Source organism: Janthinobacterium agaricidamnosum NBRC 102515 = DSM 9628, assembly GCF_000723165.1.
Lineage (GTDB): Bacteria > Pseudomonadota > Gammaproteobacteria > Burkholderiales > Burkholderiaceae_D > Janthinobacterium > Janthinobacterium agaricidamnosum.
The window spans coordinates 1,229,429-1,244,554 of sequence record NZ_HG322949.1; the positions used below are offsets into that span (position 1 = coordinate 1,229,429).

The window sequence follows — 15,126 nt, forward strand, 5'->3', positions numbered from 1 at the left end:
ATGTCCGTACTGTAGTTCAAAATAAAATGAAATGCAATCGTTTCATTTCTTGACTTTGGATTTTCTTTGCCCAATAATGAACCTATATCATTTCATTTTTGGAGCGCAGTATGTCTGAGCAGCACAACCTGGCCGAACAAAAAGTACTTGGCGCGGTACCGCCAGCAGTCCCGGCGTCGGCCCCTGTTGCGCCCGCCGCGGCGACGCCGCCGAACCGCCGTGTGATGGTCATCGCCGGCCTGATCGCGATCGCCGCGATCGGCGCCGGCGGCCGCATGTGGTATCGCAGCCATTATTTCGTCGATACCGACAATGCCTATGTGTCCGGCCACGTACATCCGGTGTCCTCGCGCATTGCCGGCGTGGTCACCCGCGTGCTGATCGACGATAACCAGGTGGTCAAGGAAGGCGATGTGATCGCCGAACTCGATCCATTCGACCAGCGCGTCAAGGCCGAGCAAATCCAGGCCCAGATCGCCAGCGCCGAGCAGCAAGTCTTGCAATCCGATGCGCAAATCGCCCAGGTGAAGGCGCAAGCGAGCGCGGCGCAGGCGCAAGTGGTGCAGTCGGAAGCGCTGCTGCTGCGCGCCAGACAGGACGCCGACCGTTTTGGCCAGTTGTATACCAGCCAGATGAAAGCCGTGTCGAAAGCGGAAGTGGATGCCGCCAACGCCGGCCGGACCAGCGCGGTGGCCGACCTGGCCGCGCGCCGCGACAGCGCGGCCGCCGCCAAGGAGCAGATCGCCGCAGCCGGCGCGGCCCGCGACGTGTTGAAGGCGCAAGTGGAAGTATTGCGTGTGCAATTGAAAGACGCGCAACAACAATTGGCGTATAACCAGATCCTGGCGCCGGTATCGGGCCGCATCGGCAAGCGCAATGTCGAGACCGGCATGCGGGTGCAGCCCGGCCAGCAATTGGCCGCCATCGTGCAAGACAATGTATGGGTCACCGCCAACTTCAAGGAAACGCAGCTGGCCGACCTGCATCGCGGCCAGGCTGTGCATGTCCGCGTCGATGCGCTGCCGGGCAAGAAACTGGTCGGCACGCTGGACAGCTTCGCCCCTGCATCGGGCGCGCAATTCGCGTTGCTGCCGGCCGATAACGCCACCGGTAATTTCACCAAGATCGTGCAGCGCGTGCCGGTCAAGGTCGTGTTCAAGCCGGAAGACATCAAGGCCCTCGACGGCCGCCTGGTGCCGGGCATGTCGGTGGTCGCCGAAGTGGAAGTGAACCAGCCCGAGGCCGCCGGCGGCGCCACCAAGACCGCGACCCGCTAAGCAGCAGCCATGAGCAGCTCGACAACCACACTGGCACGGCCGCCAGCCTTTCCTGCCATCAGCGAACACGTGTCCGGCCGTACCTGGATCGCGGTCGCGGCCGGCATGCTGGGCGCCTTCATGGCGGTGCTCGACATCCAGATCACCAACTCGTCGCTGAAGGATATCCTCGGCGCGCTGTCGGCCACCCAGGAAGAAGGCTCGTGGATTTCCACCGCCTACCTGGTGGCGGAAATCATCGTCATCCCGCTGACCGCGCTGTTGACGCGGGCGTTCGGCTTGCGCACCTATATGATCGGCACCACTTCCTTGTTCCTGCTGTTTTCGACCTTGTGCGGCGCGTCGTGGAACCTGCAAAGCATGATCGTGTTCCGCATGCTGCAAGGCTTTACCGGCGGCGCGCTGATACCGATGGCGTTCACGCTGGTGATGACCAAGCTGCCGCCGGCCAAGCGCTCCACCGGCGTCGCCATTTTCGGCCTGACTGCGACGCTGGCGCCGGCGATGGGACCGACGCTGGGCGGCTACCTCAGCGAAATCTATGGCTGGCCATCGATTTTCTACATCAACTGGGTGCCGGGCGTGCTGCTGATCGCCGGCATGATGTACGGCCTGGAGCGCGAGCCGAAGAACTTGACATTGCTGTGGAAAGCCGACTGGCTGGGCATCGCCTGCATGGCGCTCGGTCTCGGTTCGCTGACGATTTTCCTGGAAGAGGGCAATACCAAGGATTGGTTCGATTCGCTGTTCATCATCACCTTCGCCGGCCTGGCGATCGCCGGCCTGCTGGGCTGGGTCATCACCAATGCCACCAGCAAGGAGCCGTTCGTCAACCTGTCGCTGTATGGCACGCGTAACTTCCTGGTGGCCACCGTGCTGTCGGCGGTGACCGGCATGGGCTTGTACGGTTCGGCCTTTTTGCTGCCGCTGTTCCTCGGCCAGATCGCCGGCTATTCGCCGATGCAGATCGGCGAAGTGATCATGTGGGTCGGCTTGCCGCAATTGCTGATCATGCCGTTCGTCGCCAGGATGTCGTCGCGGGTCGACAACCGCATCCTGTGCAGCTTCGGCTTGCTGTTGTTCGGCGGCTCCTGCCTGATGAACGCGTACATGGACGCGGGCACCGGCTACGACCAGCTGCTGTGGTCGCAAGTGGTGCGCGCGCTGGGCCAGCCGTTCGTCATGCTGACCTTGTCGAACTTCGCCATGAAAGGCGTGGCGCCGAAAGACATGCCGTCGGCGTCGAGCCTGTTCAACATGACCCGAAACCTGGGCGGTTCGATCGGCATCGCGCTGCTGGCGACGGCGCTCAGCACGCGCGAACATTTTCATTCGCAGCGGCTGGGCGAATCGGTCAGCATGCTGGCAAGCGCCACCCAATTGCGGATCGACCAGCTGACCCAGTCCTTCATCGGCAAGGGCTACGACGCGGTCACCGCCGGCCAGCAGGCGCTGGCGGCGATCGACGGCGTGGTGCGGCGCGAAGCGTATGTGATGGCTTACAACGACGGCTTTTTCCTGATTGGCTGCATCTTGATCGGCTGTATCGTGCCGCTGTGGCTGGCCGATAAATTGAAGGCGCCGGGCAGCGGTGGCGGCGGGCATTAAGCGCCTGAGCATGCCCCGATAAATAATGACAGAGGTATTGATTATGTTGACACGTTTAAAAAGCATCACCGTGGCCGTTGGCGCCGCGTTGGCGGTGGCCGGCTGCACCACGGTCGGCCCGGATTTCAAGGCGCCGGCGCATGTCGCCGACAGCGCTTTCCGGTACCAGGCCGGCGCCAGCGACAATACCGCGCAGTTGCCGAAAGACTGGTGGAGCGTGTTCGGCGACGCGACCCTGGACCGCCTCGAACAGGGCGCGCTGCGCGACAATCCGAGCGTGCGCGTGGCGGCCCAGCGCCTGCTGCAGGCGCTGGCGCAAACCAACCGCGCGCACGCGGCCCGGATGCCGGAAGTGGACGGCGGCATCGGTGTGTCGAATACCCGCAGTTCGGCCTATACTTCGCAAGGACTGGCGCTGGGCGGACAGTCGATCAGCGGCAACAACTACAGCGCCGGCGTGTCGTTTTCGTATGAACTCGACCTGGTCGGCCAATTGCGCCGACTGGTCGAGGCGGCCGATGCCGAGGTGCTGGTGGCCGAGGCCAGCCGCGACGGCGTGCTGCTGATGCTGGCGTCGCAAGTGGCGACCAACTACTGGCAATTGCGCGGCCTGGACGCCGAGATGGCGATCCTGGACGGCGCGCTGGCCACCCGCCGCGAATCGGAGCAACTGGTCGAGGCGCGCTTCAACGCCGGCTTGACCAATGAACTGGACCTGGCCCGCGCGCGGGTCGAACGGGCCAACGCGCAGGCCGATTTGCACGAGGTGCGGCGGCAGCGTAATTTGCTGGAAAATAAATTGGCTGTGTTGATCGGCAAATCGCCGGCCGAGATGTCATTGCCGGCCGCCGAGCATGCCGAAGCGTTGCCGCAACCGCCGGCGATTCCGGTCGGCTTGCCGGCCAGCCTGCTGGCGCAGCGTCCCGACCTGGCCGGCAGCATGGCCAACCTGCGCTCGACCAATGCGCAAATCGGCATCGCCGAAGCCGCGTTTTACCCATCGGTGAAATTGACCGGCAGTTACGGCTATGCGTCGGAAAGCTTGCGCGACCTGGCCAAGGGCGGTGCGCGCCAGTTCAGCGCCGGGCCGTTGTCCTTGTCGCTGCCGATCTTTTCCGGTGGCCGCAACGAGGCCAACCTGGCGCTGACCAAGGCGCGTTACGAAGAAGCGCTGGCCGACCATGAAAGCAAGCTGCTGACCGCCTTGCGCGAAGTGGAAGACGCGTTGTCGGACCTGGAACAGCGCCAGTTGCAGGGCCAGGCCCAGCAAGAGTCGCAGCAGGCGGCGGCGCGCGCCTACCTGGTGGCGCGCGCGCGTTACGAGCGCGGCGTGTCGAACTACCTCGACGTCACCGACGCGCAGCGCAGTTCGCTGGCGGCCGACCGCGCGGCGGTACAGATCAAGACCCAGCGCCTGCTGGCGACGGTCGCCGTGGCGCGTGCGCTGGGCGCCGGCTGGCAGCCCAGCGCCGCGCTGGCGGCGGTGGCTGACGGCGCCAGCGCACAATAACGCCAGCCTGTAGCAGGATCAGGGGATCTGGTATGAATCGCCGTTGACGCTCCAGCTCAACGGCGTTTTCAAGTCCAGGTTGCCGTTTTTCAGGAACAGGCGCTGCTGGGTGTCGATCCGGTCGACATTGCCGGCATGGTCGGATTCACCGGCCATCAGCGCGCGCCGCACATCCAGGAACGCATTCAGGTACGCCGTCTCATTGCCGCCCTGCGACGGCGGCAATGCGCGGCGCAGCGCCTGGGCGCGCAAGCCGTAAAAACTATTGCTGAGCGTGTCGCCGCCCGGCCCGTGCATGACGATCGCGTCGTAGTAGATGAATTGTCCCAGCGTCCCCAAACCGTCTTGCTTGGCCTGTGCCACGGACGGATTGAAATACATATTGTCGCGCAGCGTGTCCTGGCCTTTCTGGAACGCCGGATCCTTGGCGGCGACTTTCCAGTGGGCTACAAAATTCGGATCGAGGCCGGCGTGCGACGCGGTGCCGTTGACCTTGCGCAGCGCCGGCAGGTATGTGCTCAGCACATTGCCTGAGTTGGTCTTGGTGTAGGCTTCGACCAGTTCCAGCATGTCGCCGGTGCCGGACGTGAAACCGATGATGCCGCCGGTATAACCCCGGCCGTCGCTGATGTCTTCGATATAGGCATATTGCGCCTTCCAGTCCAGCGATGAATTTTCGGCGCTGGCGACCAGTTGCATCGCGATTTCCTTTTTGTCCACTGCGCTCAGGCCGTCCGCCGCGGCGGCCACTGACTGGCCTGGCAGCAATGATGAACTGGAATTTCCTGTCTGCCCGCTGCCACCGCCGCAAGCGCTTAAGACCAGCGCCAGTGCCATGGTAATGAGCACGGTAGCGTGCCGCTGGCCAGAATGTGTCGTCTTGTAAGTCATGGTTGATACCCTGTGGTTTTTGTCCGGCGATGCTGGTCAGCCGACCTGGACTGAAGTCCAGCTCGTCGGTCTAGTTGAATTGCGGAAGATGAAAAACAGAGGGGAGGTTCACATCGGATACAGGATATGGTCCTCTCCGAAACCTGGCGGCGGCGTGATTTCGCCTTCAATTCTAAAGGATCAAGACTGACTTTTTCTATAGCTATTTTTGCAAATTGGATTGCGAAAAACTGAGGCAGCCTCAGGTATACGGGAGATGCTTAGGGGATCTACTTAGAGCCTGTCCCAGTAGATGAATATGCCCTGTTCTGGCGCTCCTCAGGAACGGGGACTGGGTTGATCGTCGTCGCGTGGCCCGCCACGCGTCCTCCTCACGCCTGGTCCGCGCTCCCGATGCGCGGCCAGAACAAGACGCTCACTACTGGGATAGGCTCTTAGAGCCTGTTCCGGCAGACAATACATCGCCTGCCGGGACAGGTTCTGACAGACCCGTCGCGCGGCTGCGGCCGGGCCGGGCCGGCGCCGGCCATCGCGGCCGCCGGCCTGTTTTTGTCAGCGCGGATGCGCGTCAGGGAATGTGGAAAGAGGTCTGGTTGACCTTCCAGTTCAACGGCGTTTTCAAGTCCAGGTTCGCATTTTGCAGGAACAGGCGCTGCTCGGTATCGATCCGGTCGATATTGCCGGCGTGGTCGGATTCGCTGAGCATCAGTGCGCGCCGCACATCCAGGAACGCGTTCAGGTACGCTGTTTCATCGCCGCCCTTCGATGGCGGCAGCGCCTTTTGCAGCGCAACGGCGCGGATGCCGTTAAAACTGCTGCGCTGGGTATCCGAACCCGGGCCGTGCATGACGATCGCGTCGTAGTAGATGAATTGGCCCAGCGTGCGCAAACCGTCCTGCTTGGCCAGCGCCACGGCGGGATTGAAATATTCATTATCGCGCAGCGTGTCCTGGCTTTGCTTGAATACCGCATCTTGGGCGGCAATGCCCCAATCGGCGACGAAATTCGGATCGAGGCCATCGTGCGAGGCGCTGCCATTGACCTTGCGCAGCGCCGGCAGGTATTTGCCCAGCACATTGACTGGCTGGATCGCGTTATAGGCGGTGACCAGTTCCAGCATGTCGCCGGTGCCGGAGGTGAAGCCGATGATGCCGGCGGTATAACCGCGACCGTCGCCGATATCCTCGATATAGCCGTATTGCGCCTTCCAGTTCAGCGATGAGTTTTCGGCGCTGGAGACCAGCTGCATCGCGATTTCCTTCTTGTCGGCCGCGCTCAAGCCGTCTGCAGAGGCCGGTGGCGGTGACGGCGGTGGCGGCGGGGTCACGACCGGCGTGTCCGGGCCGGCCGGTGCGCTGGGGTTGGCCGGCTGGCCGCCTGCGCCTCCTCCACCGCCGCAAGCGCTTAACGTCAATCCGATGACGAACAGCACGGTAGCGTTGCTCCGGCCAAAATATGTGGCGAAATAAGTCATGATTAATACCCTGTGGTTTTTTGTGCGAGCATGCCGGCCACACAACCTTGTCAAGTGGCCAGCTGGTCGTTTGAGTTGACGAGAAAAAAATAACAAAAGATCACAGGCGTGCGGGTCCCGGTCTTCGCTGAAACTTTGCGGCGCAATGATGCCGCAGAGATTTTACGTGAAGGGAGCTTTTCTTGCCTGCCGTGCTTCGACAGAACAGCGGCCCCTCGATCGGGCCGGCTATCGGTGTCGCTTTTCGCGGCAGGTGCCTGGCCGGTGCCCGACTGCGCTCGCCGGCCGGGCGCCAGCGGACGTCAATTGATTTGATAGGGATCGTGGTTGACTTTCCAGCTCAGCGGCGTGTTCAAGTTCAGGTTGCCGCTTGTCAGGAACAGGCGCTGCTGGGTGTCGATCCGGTCGATATTGTGCTTGTGGTCGGACTCGGTCAGCATCAGCGCGCGGCGGGCATCCAGGAAGGCGGCCAGGTACGCCGTTTCATCGCCTTTCCGGGCCGGCGGCAGGGCCTTGAGCAGCGCCGCGGCGCGGATGCCTTGCAGGCTGTGCGGTTTCTTGGCGCTACCCGGACCGTGCATGACGATGGCGTCGTAGTAAATGAATTGTCCCAGCGTGCCCAGGCCATCCTGCTTGGCCAGGATCACGGCGGGATCGAAATATTGCGCATTTAATACGTTCATCTGGGCTTGCTGGAACACGGGATCGGTGGCGGCGTTCTTCCAGTCCGGCACAAAATTCGGATCGAGGCCGGCGTGCGAGGCGCTGTGATTCACTTGCTGCAGCGCTGGTAAATATTGACTCAGGATATTGCCTGGCTCGGCAACGGTATACGCCTTGACCAGGTCGAGCATGTCGTCGGTGGCCGAGGTGAAACCGACCAGGCCGGCGGTATAACCGCGCTCATCGCCGATGTCTTCGATAATCGCATATTGCGACTTCCAGTCCAGCGTCGAGTTTTCGGAACTGGACACCAGTTCCATCGCGAGCTCCTTTTTATCCGGTGCGTTCAGGCCGTCCGGCGTATTGACCACGACCACGCGGCCTTGCAGCGAGGTCGCGGCGGCGCCCGGTTCGGCATTGCCGCCGCCGCACGCGCCTAATGTCAATCCAACGCTGATGGCGAGCAGCACGGCCGCATGCTTGCGCCTCATATATGGTGCGATATAAGTCATTTGTCATTCCCTATGTTTTTTATTCGACAATCCCGGTGCGCCAACGCGCGGCTATTCCGGTGCATTGTGTTGAAATTAACTCAGATGAGAAATAGTCAGGGAAGGCATCGCATGGGACATGCAATGCCTGCTGAAACCCGTGGCGATAGGATTTCAGTAGCGATTCTAAGGGGGGAGGGCGAGATTTTTCTACCGCTATTTTTGCAAAGCGGATGTCGAAAAAACAGATAGATAATTGGTAAGGGCCGGACTTCCTGGCCGGGCCTGCGCCCGCGATGGCGGACGCAGGCTTGCTGGCGCTTAGCGGATCTGGTATTGGTCGCCGTAGACCGACCAGTTCAATGGCGTGTTCAAGTCCAGGTTGCCATTGCGCAGGAACACCCGCTGCTCGGTGTCGATCCGGTCGACATTGCCGCCGTGATCGGCTTCGCTGAGCATCAGCGCGCGCCGCACATCCAGGAAGGCGTTCAGATAAGTCGTTTCGTTGCCGCCCTTGGATGGCGGCGTCGCGCGGCGCAGCGCCTCGGCGCGTATCCCTTGCAGGCTGCTGCGCTGGTTGTCGCTGCCCGGGCCGTGCATGACGATCGCATCGTAATAGATGAATTGTCCCAGCGTGCGCAAGCCGTCCTGCTTGGCCAGCGTAACCGACGGATTGAAATATTGATTATCGCGCAGCGTGTCCTGGCTTTGCTGGAACACCACGTCTTTGGCGGCGGTTTTCCAGTCCGGCACAAAATTCGGATCGAGGCCGGCGTGCGAGGCGCTGCCATTGACCTTGCGCAGCGCCGGCAGATATTTGCTCAGCACATTGTTCGGCTTGGTCTTGTTATAGGCTTCGACCAGTGCCAGCATGTCGCTGGTGCCGGACGTGAAACCGATGATGCCGCCGGTGTAGCCGCGGCCGTCGCCGATGTCTTCGATGTAGCTGTATTGCGCCTTCCAGTTCAGCGACGAGTTTTCGGCGCTGGACACCAGTTGCATCGCGATGTCTTTCTTGGCCGGGGCGCTGAGACCGTCCGGCGCGGCGGCGACCACCGCCTGGCCCTGCAGCGACGTGGCGCCGGCGCCTTCCGATCCGGCATTGCCGCCGCAAGCGCCCAAGGCCAGGCTGACGGCCAGGAAGACGGCGCTGTTAGTCCTGTTAAAATGTGTCTTTGTAGAAGTCATAATTGTTACCCTATGGTTTTTTTATCCGACGATCTTGGCTCCAACTTGGCACGGAGCCCAGTTCCTTGCTTTTGAAGTAATTCAGATGAAAAATAATCAAGGATCATTGGCTAGGTAAGCGTGGCCCTCATGAAACAGTTGCTGTGGCAACGGTTCCACACCGATTTTAATAATTAATATAGATTATTTGTATACTTATTTTTGCAAATCCGATTGCGAAAAATCTGCTGTGGCTAGCCAGCCCTGGTCGCCGTTCTGGCCACAGCTGCCATTACAACTCCTGCAAGAATTCACACACCAATCCGGCAAACACCGATGGCTGTTCGATGACACTGATATGCGACGCCTGTGCGATCAGCCGCAACTGTGTATTGGGCAGCTGCGCGGCCATGATCCCGGCCATCGCCGGCGGGGTGCCGCTGTCGAGTTCACCGGCGATCAGCAGCACCGGCACCGTTATCTGTTGCAGGCGGGCAGTGGTGGCGATGTCCGCCACCGCGCCGCAACAGGCGATATAACCGTCGCTGTCGGTGGCCAGCAGGCGGCGCCGGAAGCGTTCCACCGTGGCCGGATCGGCCGCGCGATAAGCGTCATGGAAATAACGCTGCATGACGCCATCGGCAATCGCCGCCATGCCGCCGGCGCACACGCTGGCCACGCGTTGCCGCCACATGTCGCGCGCCGCTTCCGGATAGCCGGAGGTGGTGTTGGCTGCCACCAGCGCGGACAGCAGCGCCGGATGGCGCAGCGCCAGTTCCTGGCCGACCATGCCGCCCATTGACAGGCCGATCCACACCACCGGGCCGGTGTCGAGTTCCAGCAGCAGGCGCGCCGCATCGTCGGCCAGTTCGGCCATCGTGTACGGTCCCGGCGGCGCAGCGGACCCGCCATGGCCGCGCTGGTCGTACACGATCACGCGGTGCTCCTCGGCCAGCACATGAGCCAGCCCATCCCACATGCTCAGGTCGCATCCCAGCGCGTGGCTCAGCACGATGGTGTGGCGCGGCGCCTTGCCATTGCGCGGGGCGCGCACGCTGTAGTGCAGCGCGGGCTTGCTGCTGGTGTATCCGGCCCGGCCATAACCGGGATGGCTGGCAGCGGCCGGCGCCATTGCTTCCAGCGCATAGCCGATGTGCGGACCGACTTCGCGCAAGATGGCTTGCGCGTGGCCGAACGCGGTATTGGCGGCCGGCACCCCGGCATACACCGCCGACTGCATCAGCACTTCCTTCAATTCGTCGGGCGACAGGCGATTGGCGGCCGGCGCCAGCAGCGCGGCGCGCACATGCAATTCGAACTCTTCCCAGCGGCCCAGCGCGATGGTGGTGGCGAGCACCATCGCGCGCCGGGTTTTTTGTTCCAGTCCGGGCCGGCCCCAGATATCGTGCCATGCAAAGCGGGTGATCAACTGCTGGAAATCGGCGTTGAAATTGTTGGCGTTCGATAGCGAACGCTCGACCCAGCTATCGCCGAGGATGGCGCGGCGCATCTGCAAGCCGCGCTCGAAATCATGATCCACATTGTCGAAGCTCATGCCGGTTTCTCCTGGTAAAAATTGACGGCGTCGAGCGCCGCGATATCGTGCCGCAGGCTGGCCAGTTGCTGTTGCGCCAGCCGGTGTCCGGGCGCGGTGGCGGCGACCGGATCGAACAGCGCAGCCAATCGGGCCGGCTCGATACGGCCCGGTCCGGGTTCATCTTGCAGCACGCTGGCCAGGTGGCGTCCGCTGGACGCGGCGGCGCCGGATAGGCGCTCCAGCAAGCTGTGCGCGGCAGGCTTGCCGATGGTGCCGGCCAGCTCGGCCGCGACCGCTTCGGCGAACACCAGTCCTTGCTGGGCGTCGATGTTACGCAGCATGCGGGCACTGTCGATGTGCAGGCCGCCGATGGCGTCGTTCAATGCGTGCAGCGCGCCGTGCGCGCCGAGGAAGAGCGCCGGCCATTGCGCCAGTTCGGCTTGCCAATTGCCGAGCCCGCGTTCGTGCTGCTGGCCCATGCTGGCCAGCAGCGCGGCGGCATGGTGCGGCGTGCGGGTGGCGGCGGCCAGTGCGATCATCGCCGAGACCGGATTGCGCTTGTGCGGCATCGCCGACGAGCCGCCGCGGCCATCGCCGGCCGGTTCCGCCAGTTCGCCGATATCGCCTTGCGCCATCAGGCTCAGGTCGGTGGCCAGCTTGCCGAGACTGCCGGCCAGCAGCGCCACTTCCAGGCCGAGCCGGACCCAGTCGTCGCGCTGGGTGTGCCAGGCCGCGTCGGCCGCTTTCAGCCCCAGCGCGGCGGCGGCGCAGACCGCCACGCGCGGGCCTGCGTCGCCCATCACCGCCAGCGTGCCGACTGCGCCGCCCAGCTGCAATTGCAGCGCGCGGGCGGCACACTCGCGCAGCCGGGTACGCGCGCGCACCAGCGGCGCCAGCCAGCCGGTCAGCTTGAACCCGAGACTGGTCACCTGGGCCGGCTGCATCAGCGTGCGCGCCAGCACCGGCGTCGCCAGATGGCGCTCGGCCAGGCTGGCCAGTTTGCCGCTCAATTGCGACAAATCCCGGTCCAGCAATTGCAGCGCATGGCGCGTGGCCAGCACCATCGCCGTGTCGATCACATCCTGGCTGGTGGCGCCCCAGTGGACCATCTGCGCCGCCTTGCCGTCGTGCAGCGCCACGGTCCTGGTCAATTCCCTGACCAGCGGGATGGCCAGGCTGCCGGCGCGGCGGCCGGCCTGTATCAGCGCCGCCATGTCGTACAAGCGCACGTCGCAGGCGTCGGCGATGGCTTGCGCGGCGGCCTGCGGCAGCAGGCCCTGGCTGGCTTGCGCCTCGGTCAGCGCCTGCTCGAAACGCAGCATGCCTTGCACGATCGCCGCGTCGTCGAACACGGCGATCATCGCGTCGGTGCTGAGGAAATTATCGAAAATGGATACGCTCATCGCAGCTCCGGTCCAGGCTCAGGCGTAGTCGAAAAACACGGTTTCCTGCGGCCCTTGCAGGTGGATGTCCCAGCGGTAGCGGCCGGCGCCGGTGTGACGGGCCAGCAGCGTGGCGCGGCGTTCGGCCGGCACCTGGGCCAGTAGCGCCGATTGTTGCAGGCCGCTGTCGTCGTCGAGGAACACCGCGCTGAACTGGTGTACCAGCAAGCCGCGCGCGAACACGGTGAGCAGCGCCAGCGGCGCGCCCGGCGGCTGTTCGACCAGCGACAAACGCAGGCTGAAAGCGCCTTGTCCATCGCTCGGCACGCGCCGGAAACCGGGCAGCATCTGTTGTTCCTCCGCTGCCGCCGCGGCCGGCTGCCAGGCTTCGATTTGCGCATCGCTGACGGGCGCGCCGGCGCCGTCGTAGATCACGCCCTCGATGGTGACGGTGGCCGCGTCGGTGCGCAGGTGCCGGGAGGCGCTCAGGTCGGCCGCCCATTGCCAGGCGGCGTGCGGGTACGGGCCGACGGTTTGCGAAGTGGTAATGTCATTGCTCATGGTGGGTTCCTCAAGATTCCAGCGGAGTGGCGTCCCGTCCGCGCAGGACGATGTCGAATGCATAGCCCAGCATCTGGTCGCCGACCGTGTGCTCCAGGCTGTAGCGCGCAATCAGCCGCTGGCGCGCCGCCAGGTCGCTGATGCTCTGGAAGATCGGGTCGTACGCGAACAGCGGGTCGCCGGGGAAATACATCTGCGTCACCAGGCGCTGCGCATACACATTGCCGAACAGTGAAAAATGGATGTGGGCCGGGCGCCAGGCCTTGTCGTGGTTGCCCCATGGGTAGGGGCCGGGCTTGATGGTGACGAAGCGGTAGCGGCCATCGTCGTCGGTCAGCATCTTGCCCCAGCCGTTGAAGTTCGGATCGAGCGGCGCATGGTGCTGGTCGCGCTGGTGGCGGTAGCGGCCGGCCGCGTTGCATTGCCACACTTCCAGCAGCGAGTTGCGCACCGGCCGGCCGTCCTGGTCCAGCACGCGGCCGGTGACGACGATTTTTTCGCCCAGCGGCGCGGCCTCGCCTTGCGCCGTCAAGTCCGTATCGTTCGGCAGCAGGATGCGCGGCGACGCGTCGATGTTGTGCCGGACCGCGTCTGGCCAGTTGAGCCGCAGTGCCGGCTGGGTCGGACCACGGCGCGCGGTCGATTGGTAGGGCGGATATATCAGCTCCGGATACAGGCCGGGGGCGATGGCGTCGAATTTCACAGCGGGTTTCCTTCGGTGGGTGAATGGTCAGCTTGGCCACGATGGTAGGGAAGCCGCGGCAGGCTCACAAGATGCCCGCTGCGTGTTATATTCGCTGATCGCACATAAAGGGCGAATATCGCCCAAATTCGGATTTTTTTACATGGACAGCACCACACCGCCGCCTGCCAGGCGCGACCTGATCGCCGGACTGGAAAAGGGCTTGCAAGTAATCGAGGCCTTCGACCAGGAACGGCGCCGCCTCAGCATCGCCGAAGTGGCCGAACGCACCGGCCTGACCCGCGCGGCGGCGCGGCGCTACCTGATCACGCTGACGCACCTGGGTTATATGCGGCATGAAGACAAGCTGTTTTCGCTGACGCCGATGGTGCTGCGGCTGGGCCAGTCCTACCTGCATTCGGCGCGCTTGCCGCGGGTGGTCCAGCCGCTGCTGTACCGGCTCGCGTACGGCCTGGGCGAGGCGGCGTCGGCCGGCGTGCTGGACCACGATCAACTGGTGTGCGTGGCGGCCGTCAGCGCCGGGCAACTGGTGTCGGCCACGCTGCAGCCGGGCACCCGGGTACCGGCCTGGTGCACCGCCAATGGACGCATGCTGCTGGCCAACCTGGGACCAGGGCAGGTCGAGGCTTTCCTGGCCCGCATCGAACCCGAGCAAATCACGGAACATACCATCGTCGACAAGCAGCGGCTGGCGCTGGAAATCGGCCGCGCGCGCAGCCAGGGTTATGCCTTGGTGGACCAGGAACTGGAGCTGGGATTGCGCACCATCGCCGTGCCGCTGAAGAACTTTCGCGGCGAAGTGATCGCCGCGCTCAACATCAGCGTGCATGCCGGCCGCATGCCGCTGGAGCAACTGGTCGAGCGCTGCTTGCCGGCGCTGATCAAGATCCAGGTCGAATTGAACGCTTTGCTGTGAGTACGGTTCAGGGCGGCCCGAAACGCTCAAGCACAAAGTCGATAAAGGTCGTCAGTTTCGGCGTCGGCTGCCGGTCGCGCGAATACAGCAAATGCATCGGCCGCGGCGCCGGCACGTACTCTTGCAGCAGCGGGACCAGGCGTCCCGCCGCGATATCCTTTGCCAGCAATATTTCAGTTTGCAACACCACGCCAAAACCTTGCAGCGCGGCCATGCGCAAGGCTTGGCCATTGTTGCAGCGAAAGCGTCCGCCCCACAGCGCCGAATCGCCGGTTTCTCCTTTCAAGCGCCAGCGCACCAGCTTGTTCCAGTGTATGTAATCGAGGCATTCATGCTGGACCAGGTCGTCCGGCGTGCGCGGTCTGCCATGCCGGGCCAGGTAGGCCGGCGACGCGCAAATGGCCATGCGGTAAGGATGTAGCGGCCGCGCGACCAGGCTGGAGTCTTCCAGCTTGCCGATCCGTATCACCGCATCGTAACCTTCATCGACCAGGTCGACCAGGCGGTCGTTCAAGTTCAGGTCCAGGCTCACTTCCGGATGTGATCGCAGGTAATCGGTGACCGCCGGCGCCAGCAATTCGCTGCCGAAGGTTACCGGCACGCTGACTTTCAAACGGCCGCGCGGCACCGCGTGCATCGCTTCGGCGCCGCTTTCGGCGGCCGTAATGTGCGCCAGGATCAAACGGCATTGTTCACAATACTGGGCGCCGATCTCGGTCAGGCCCTGGCGCCGCGTGGTGCGCGTCAGCAACTGCGCACCGAGCCGGCTTTCCAGGTGCTTGATATGTTTGCCGATCATTACCGGTGACATCTCGAACGCCTCGGCGGCGGCGGTAAAGTTGCCGGCGTCGACCACCGCGACGAAGATTTCCATGCTGCGCAGCTTGTCCATGATTGCTAACCATGAGTTTGTAATGATGTAAATGTTAGCGCATTTATTCTTCGG

13 protein-coding genes are annotated in these 15,126 nt (G+C 63.4%); 4 read left to right on the forward strand and 9 right to left on the reverse strand.

What is annotated here, in order from left to right:
* Positions 1-110: 110 nt before the first annotated feature.
* Genes GJA_RS05215 through GJA_RS05225 form a run of 3 tightly spaced genes read left to right on the forward strand, consistent with a single transcriptional unit; the run spans position 111 to position 4,395 of the window.
* Positions 111-1,277 (forward strand): HlyD family secretion protein, encoded by a 1,167-nt coding sequence (locus tag GJA_RS05215; protein WP_038489490.1) that lies wholly within the window; start codon positions 111-113, stop codon positions 1,275-1,277.
* Positions 1,278-1,286: 9 nt separating this feature from the next.
* Complete coding sequence (locus tag GJA_RS05220) at positions 1,287-2,885, forward strand: DHA2 family efflux MFS transporter permease subunit (protein ID WP_038489493.1); 1,599 nt, start codon at positions 1,287-1,289, stop codon at positions 2,883-2,885.
* Between the two features lie 43 nt (positions 2,886-2,928).
* Positions 2,929-4,395, forward strand: a complete 1,467-nt coding sequence (locus GJA_RS05225) for an efflux transporter outer membrane subunit (RefSeq protein WP_038489496.1) — start codon at positions 2,929-2,931, stop codon at positions 4,393-4,395.
* An 18-nt stretch (positions 4,396-4,413) separates the two neighbouring features.
* Here GJA_RS05225 and GJA_RS05230 read toward each other — a convergent pair whose 3' ends face one another.
* The 8 genes from GJA_RS05230 to pcaH form a co-directional block, all read right to left on the reverse strand.
* Positions 4,414-5,094 (reverse strand): chitosanase, encoded by a 681-nt coding sequence (locus tag GJA_RS05230; RefSeq protein WP_277914393.1) that lies wholly within the window; start codon positions 5,092-5,094, stop codon positions 4,414-4,416.
* A 760-nt stretch (positions 5,095-5,854) separates the two neighbouring features.
* Entirely contained in the window at positions 5,855-6,760 is a 906-nt protein-coding gene (locus GJA_RS05235; protein ID WP_081905261.1) for a chitosanase, read from the reverse strand.
* 302 nt (positions 6,761-7,062) lie between these two features.
* On the reverse strand, positions 7,063-7,935 hold the full coding sequence (locus GJA_RS05240; protein ID WP_197539782.1) for a chitosanase: 873 nt from the start codon (positions 7,933-7,935) through the stop codon (positions 7,063-7,065).
* Between the two features lie 300 nt (positions 7,936-8,235).
* On the reverse strand, positions 8,236-9,102 hold the full coding sequence (locus GJA_RS05245; protein WP_051780342.1) for a chitosanase: 867 nt from the start codon (positions 9,100-9,102) through the stop codon (positions 8,236-8,238).
* A 271-nt stretch (positions 9,103-9,373) separates the two neighbouring features.
* Positions 9,374-10,636 (reverse strand): bifunctional 4-carboxymuconolactone decarboxylase/3-oxoadipate enol-lactonase PcaCD, encoded by a 1,263-nt coding sequence (pcaCD, locus tag GJA_RS05250; protein WP_038489505.1) that lies wholly within the window; start codon positions 10,634-10,636, stop codon positions 9,374-9,376.
* Complete coding sequence (locus GJA_RS05255; protein ID WP_038489508.1) at positions 10,633-12,021, reverse strand: lyase family protein; 1,389 nt, start codon at positions 12,019-12,021, stop codon at positions 10,633-10,635. Before GJA_RS05255 ends, pcaCD begins: the two co-directional genes overlap by 4 nt.
* An 18-nt stretch (positions 12,022-12,039) precedes the next feature.
* Positions 12,040-12,561, reverse strand: coding sequence for a peptidase associated/transthyretin-like domain-containing protein (locus tag GJA_RS05260; RefSeq protein ID WP_038489510.1), 522 nt, complete (start codon positions 12,559-12,561; stop codon positions 12,040-12,042).
* Positions 12,562-12,571: 10 nt separating this feature from the next.
* Positions 12,572-13,264 carry a protocatechuate 3,4-dioxygenase subunit beta gene (gene pcaH / locus GJA_RS05265; RefSeq protein WP_038489513.1) on the reverse strand — a complete coding sequence of 231 codons (693 nt, stop codon included), beginning with the start codon at positions 13,262-13,264 and terminating at the stop codon, positions 12,572-12,574.
* 142 nt (positions 13,265-13,406) lie between these two features.
* On the opposite strand from pcaH, the gene GJA_RS05270 reads away from it, so the two are divergent.
* Positions 13,407-14,180, forward strand: a complete 774-nt coding sequence (locus GJA_RS05270) for an IclR family transcriptional regulator domain-containing protein (protein WP_038489517.1) — start codon at positions 13,407-13,409, stop codon at positions 14,178-14,180.
* Positions 14,181-14,187: 7 nt separating this feature from the next.
* Here the strand turns inward: GJA_RS05270 and GJA_RS05275 are convergent, their stop codons facing one another.
* Positions 14,188-15,072 carry a LysR family transcriptional regulator gene (locus GJA_RS05275; protein ID WP_038489520.1) on the reverse strand — a complete coding sequence of 295 codons (885 nt, stop codon included), beginning with the start codon at positions 15,070-15,072 and terminating at the stop codon, positions 14,188-14,190.
* Positions 15,073-15,126: the final 54 nt, after the last annotated feature.

Coding starts and splice junctions, on each gene's coding strand:
- GJA_RS05240 (WP_197539782.1), bottom strand. CDS start 7,935: ATGACTTATATCGCACCATATATGAGGCGCAAGCATGCGGCCGTGCTG.
- pcaCD (WP_038489505.1), bottom strand. CDS start 10,636: ATGAGCTTCGACAATGTGGATCATGATTTCGAGCGCGGCTTGCAGATG.
- GJA_RS05260 (WP_038489510.1), bottom strand. CDS start 12,561: ATGAGCAATGACATTACCACTTCGCAAACCGTCGGCCCGTACCCGCAC.
- GJA_RS05255 (WP_038489508.1), bottom strand. CDS start 12,021: ATGAGCGTATCCATTTTCGATAATTTCCTCAGCACCGACGCGATGATC.
- GJA_RS05215 (WP_038489490.1), top strand. CDS start 111: ATGTCTGAGCAGCACAACCTGGCCGAACAAAAAGTACTTGGCGCGGTA.
- GJA_RS05220 (WP_038489493.1), top strand. CDS start 1,287: ATGAGCAGCTCGACAACCACACTGGCACGGCCGCCAGCCTTTCCTGCC.
- GJA_RS05275 (WP_038489520.1), bottom strand. CDS start 15,072: ATGGACAAGCTGCGCAGCATGGAAATCTTCGTCGCGGTGGTCGACGCC.
- GJA_RS05225 (WP_038489496.1), top strand. CDS start 2,929: ATGTTGACACGTTTAAAAAGCATCACCGTGGCCGTTGGCGCCGCGTTG.
- GJA_RS05235 (WP_081905261.1), bottom strand. CDS start 6,760: ATGACTTATTTCGCCACATATTTTGGCCGGAGCAACGCTACCGTGCTG.
- GJA_RS05230 (WP_277914393.1), bottom strand. CDS start 5,094: ATGCAACTGGTCGCCAGCGCCGAAAATTCATCGCTGGACTGGAAGGCG.
- GJA_RS05245 (WP_051780342.1), bottom strand. CDS start 9,102: ATGACTTCTACAAAGACACATTTTAACAGGACTAACAGCGCCGTCTTC.
- GJA_RS05270 (WP_038489517.1), top strand. CDS start 13,407: ATGGACAGCACCACACCGCCGCCTGCCAGGCGCGACCTGATCGCCGGA.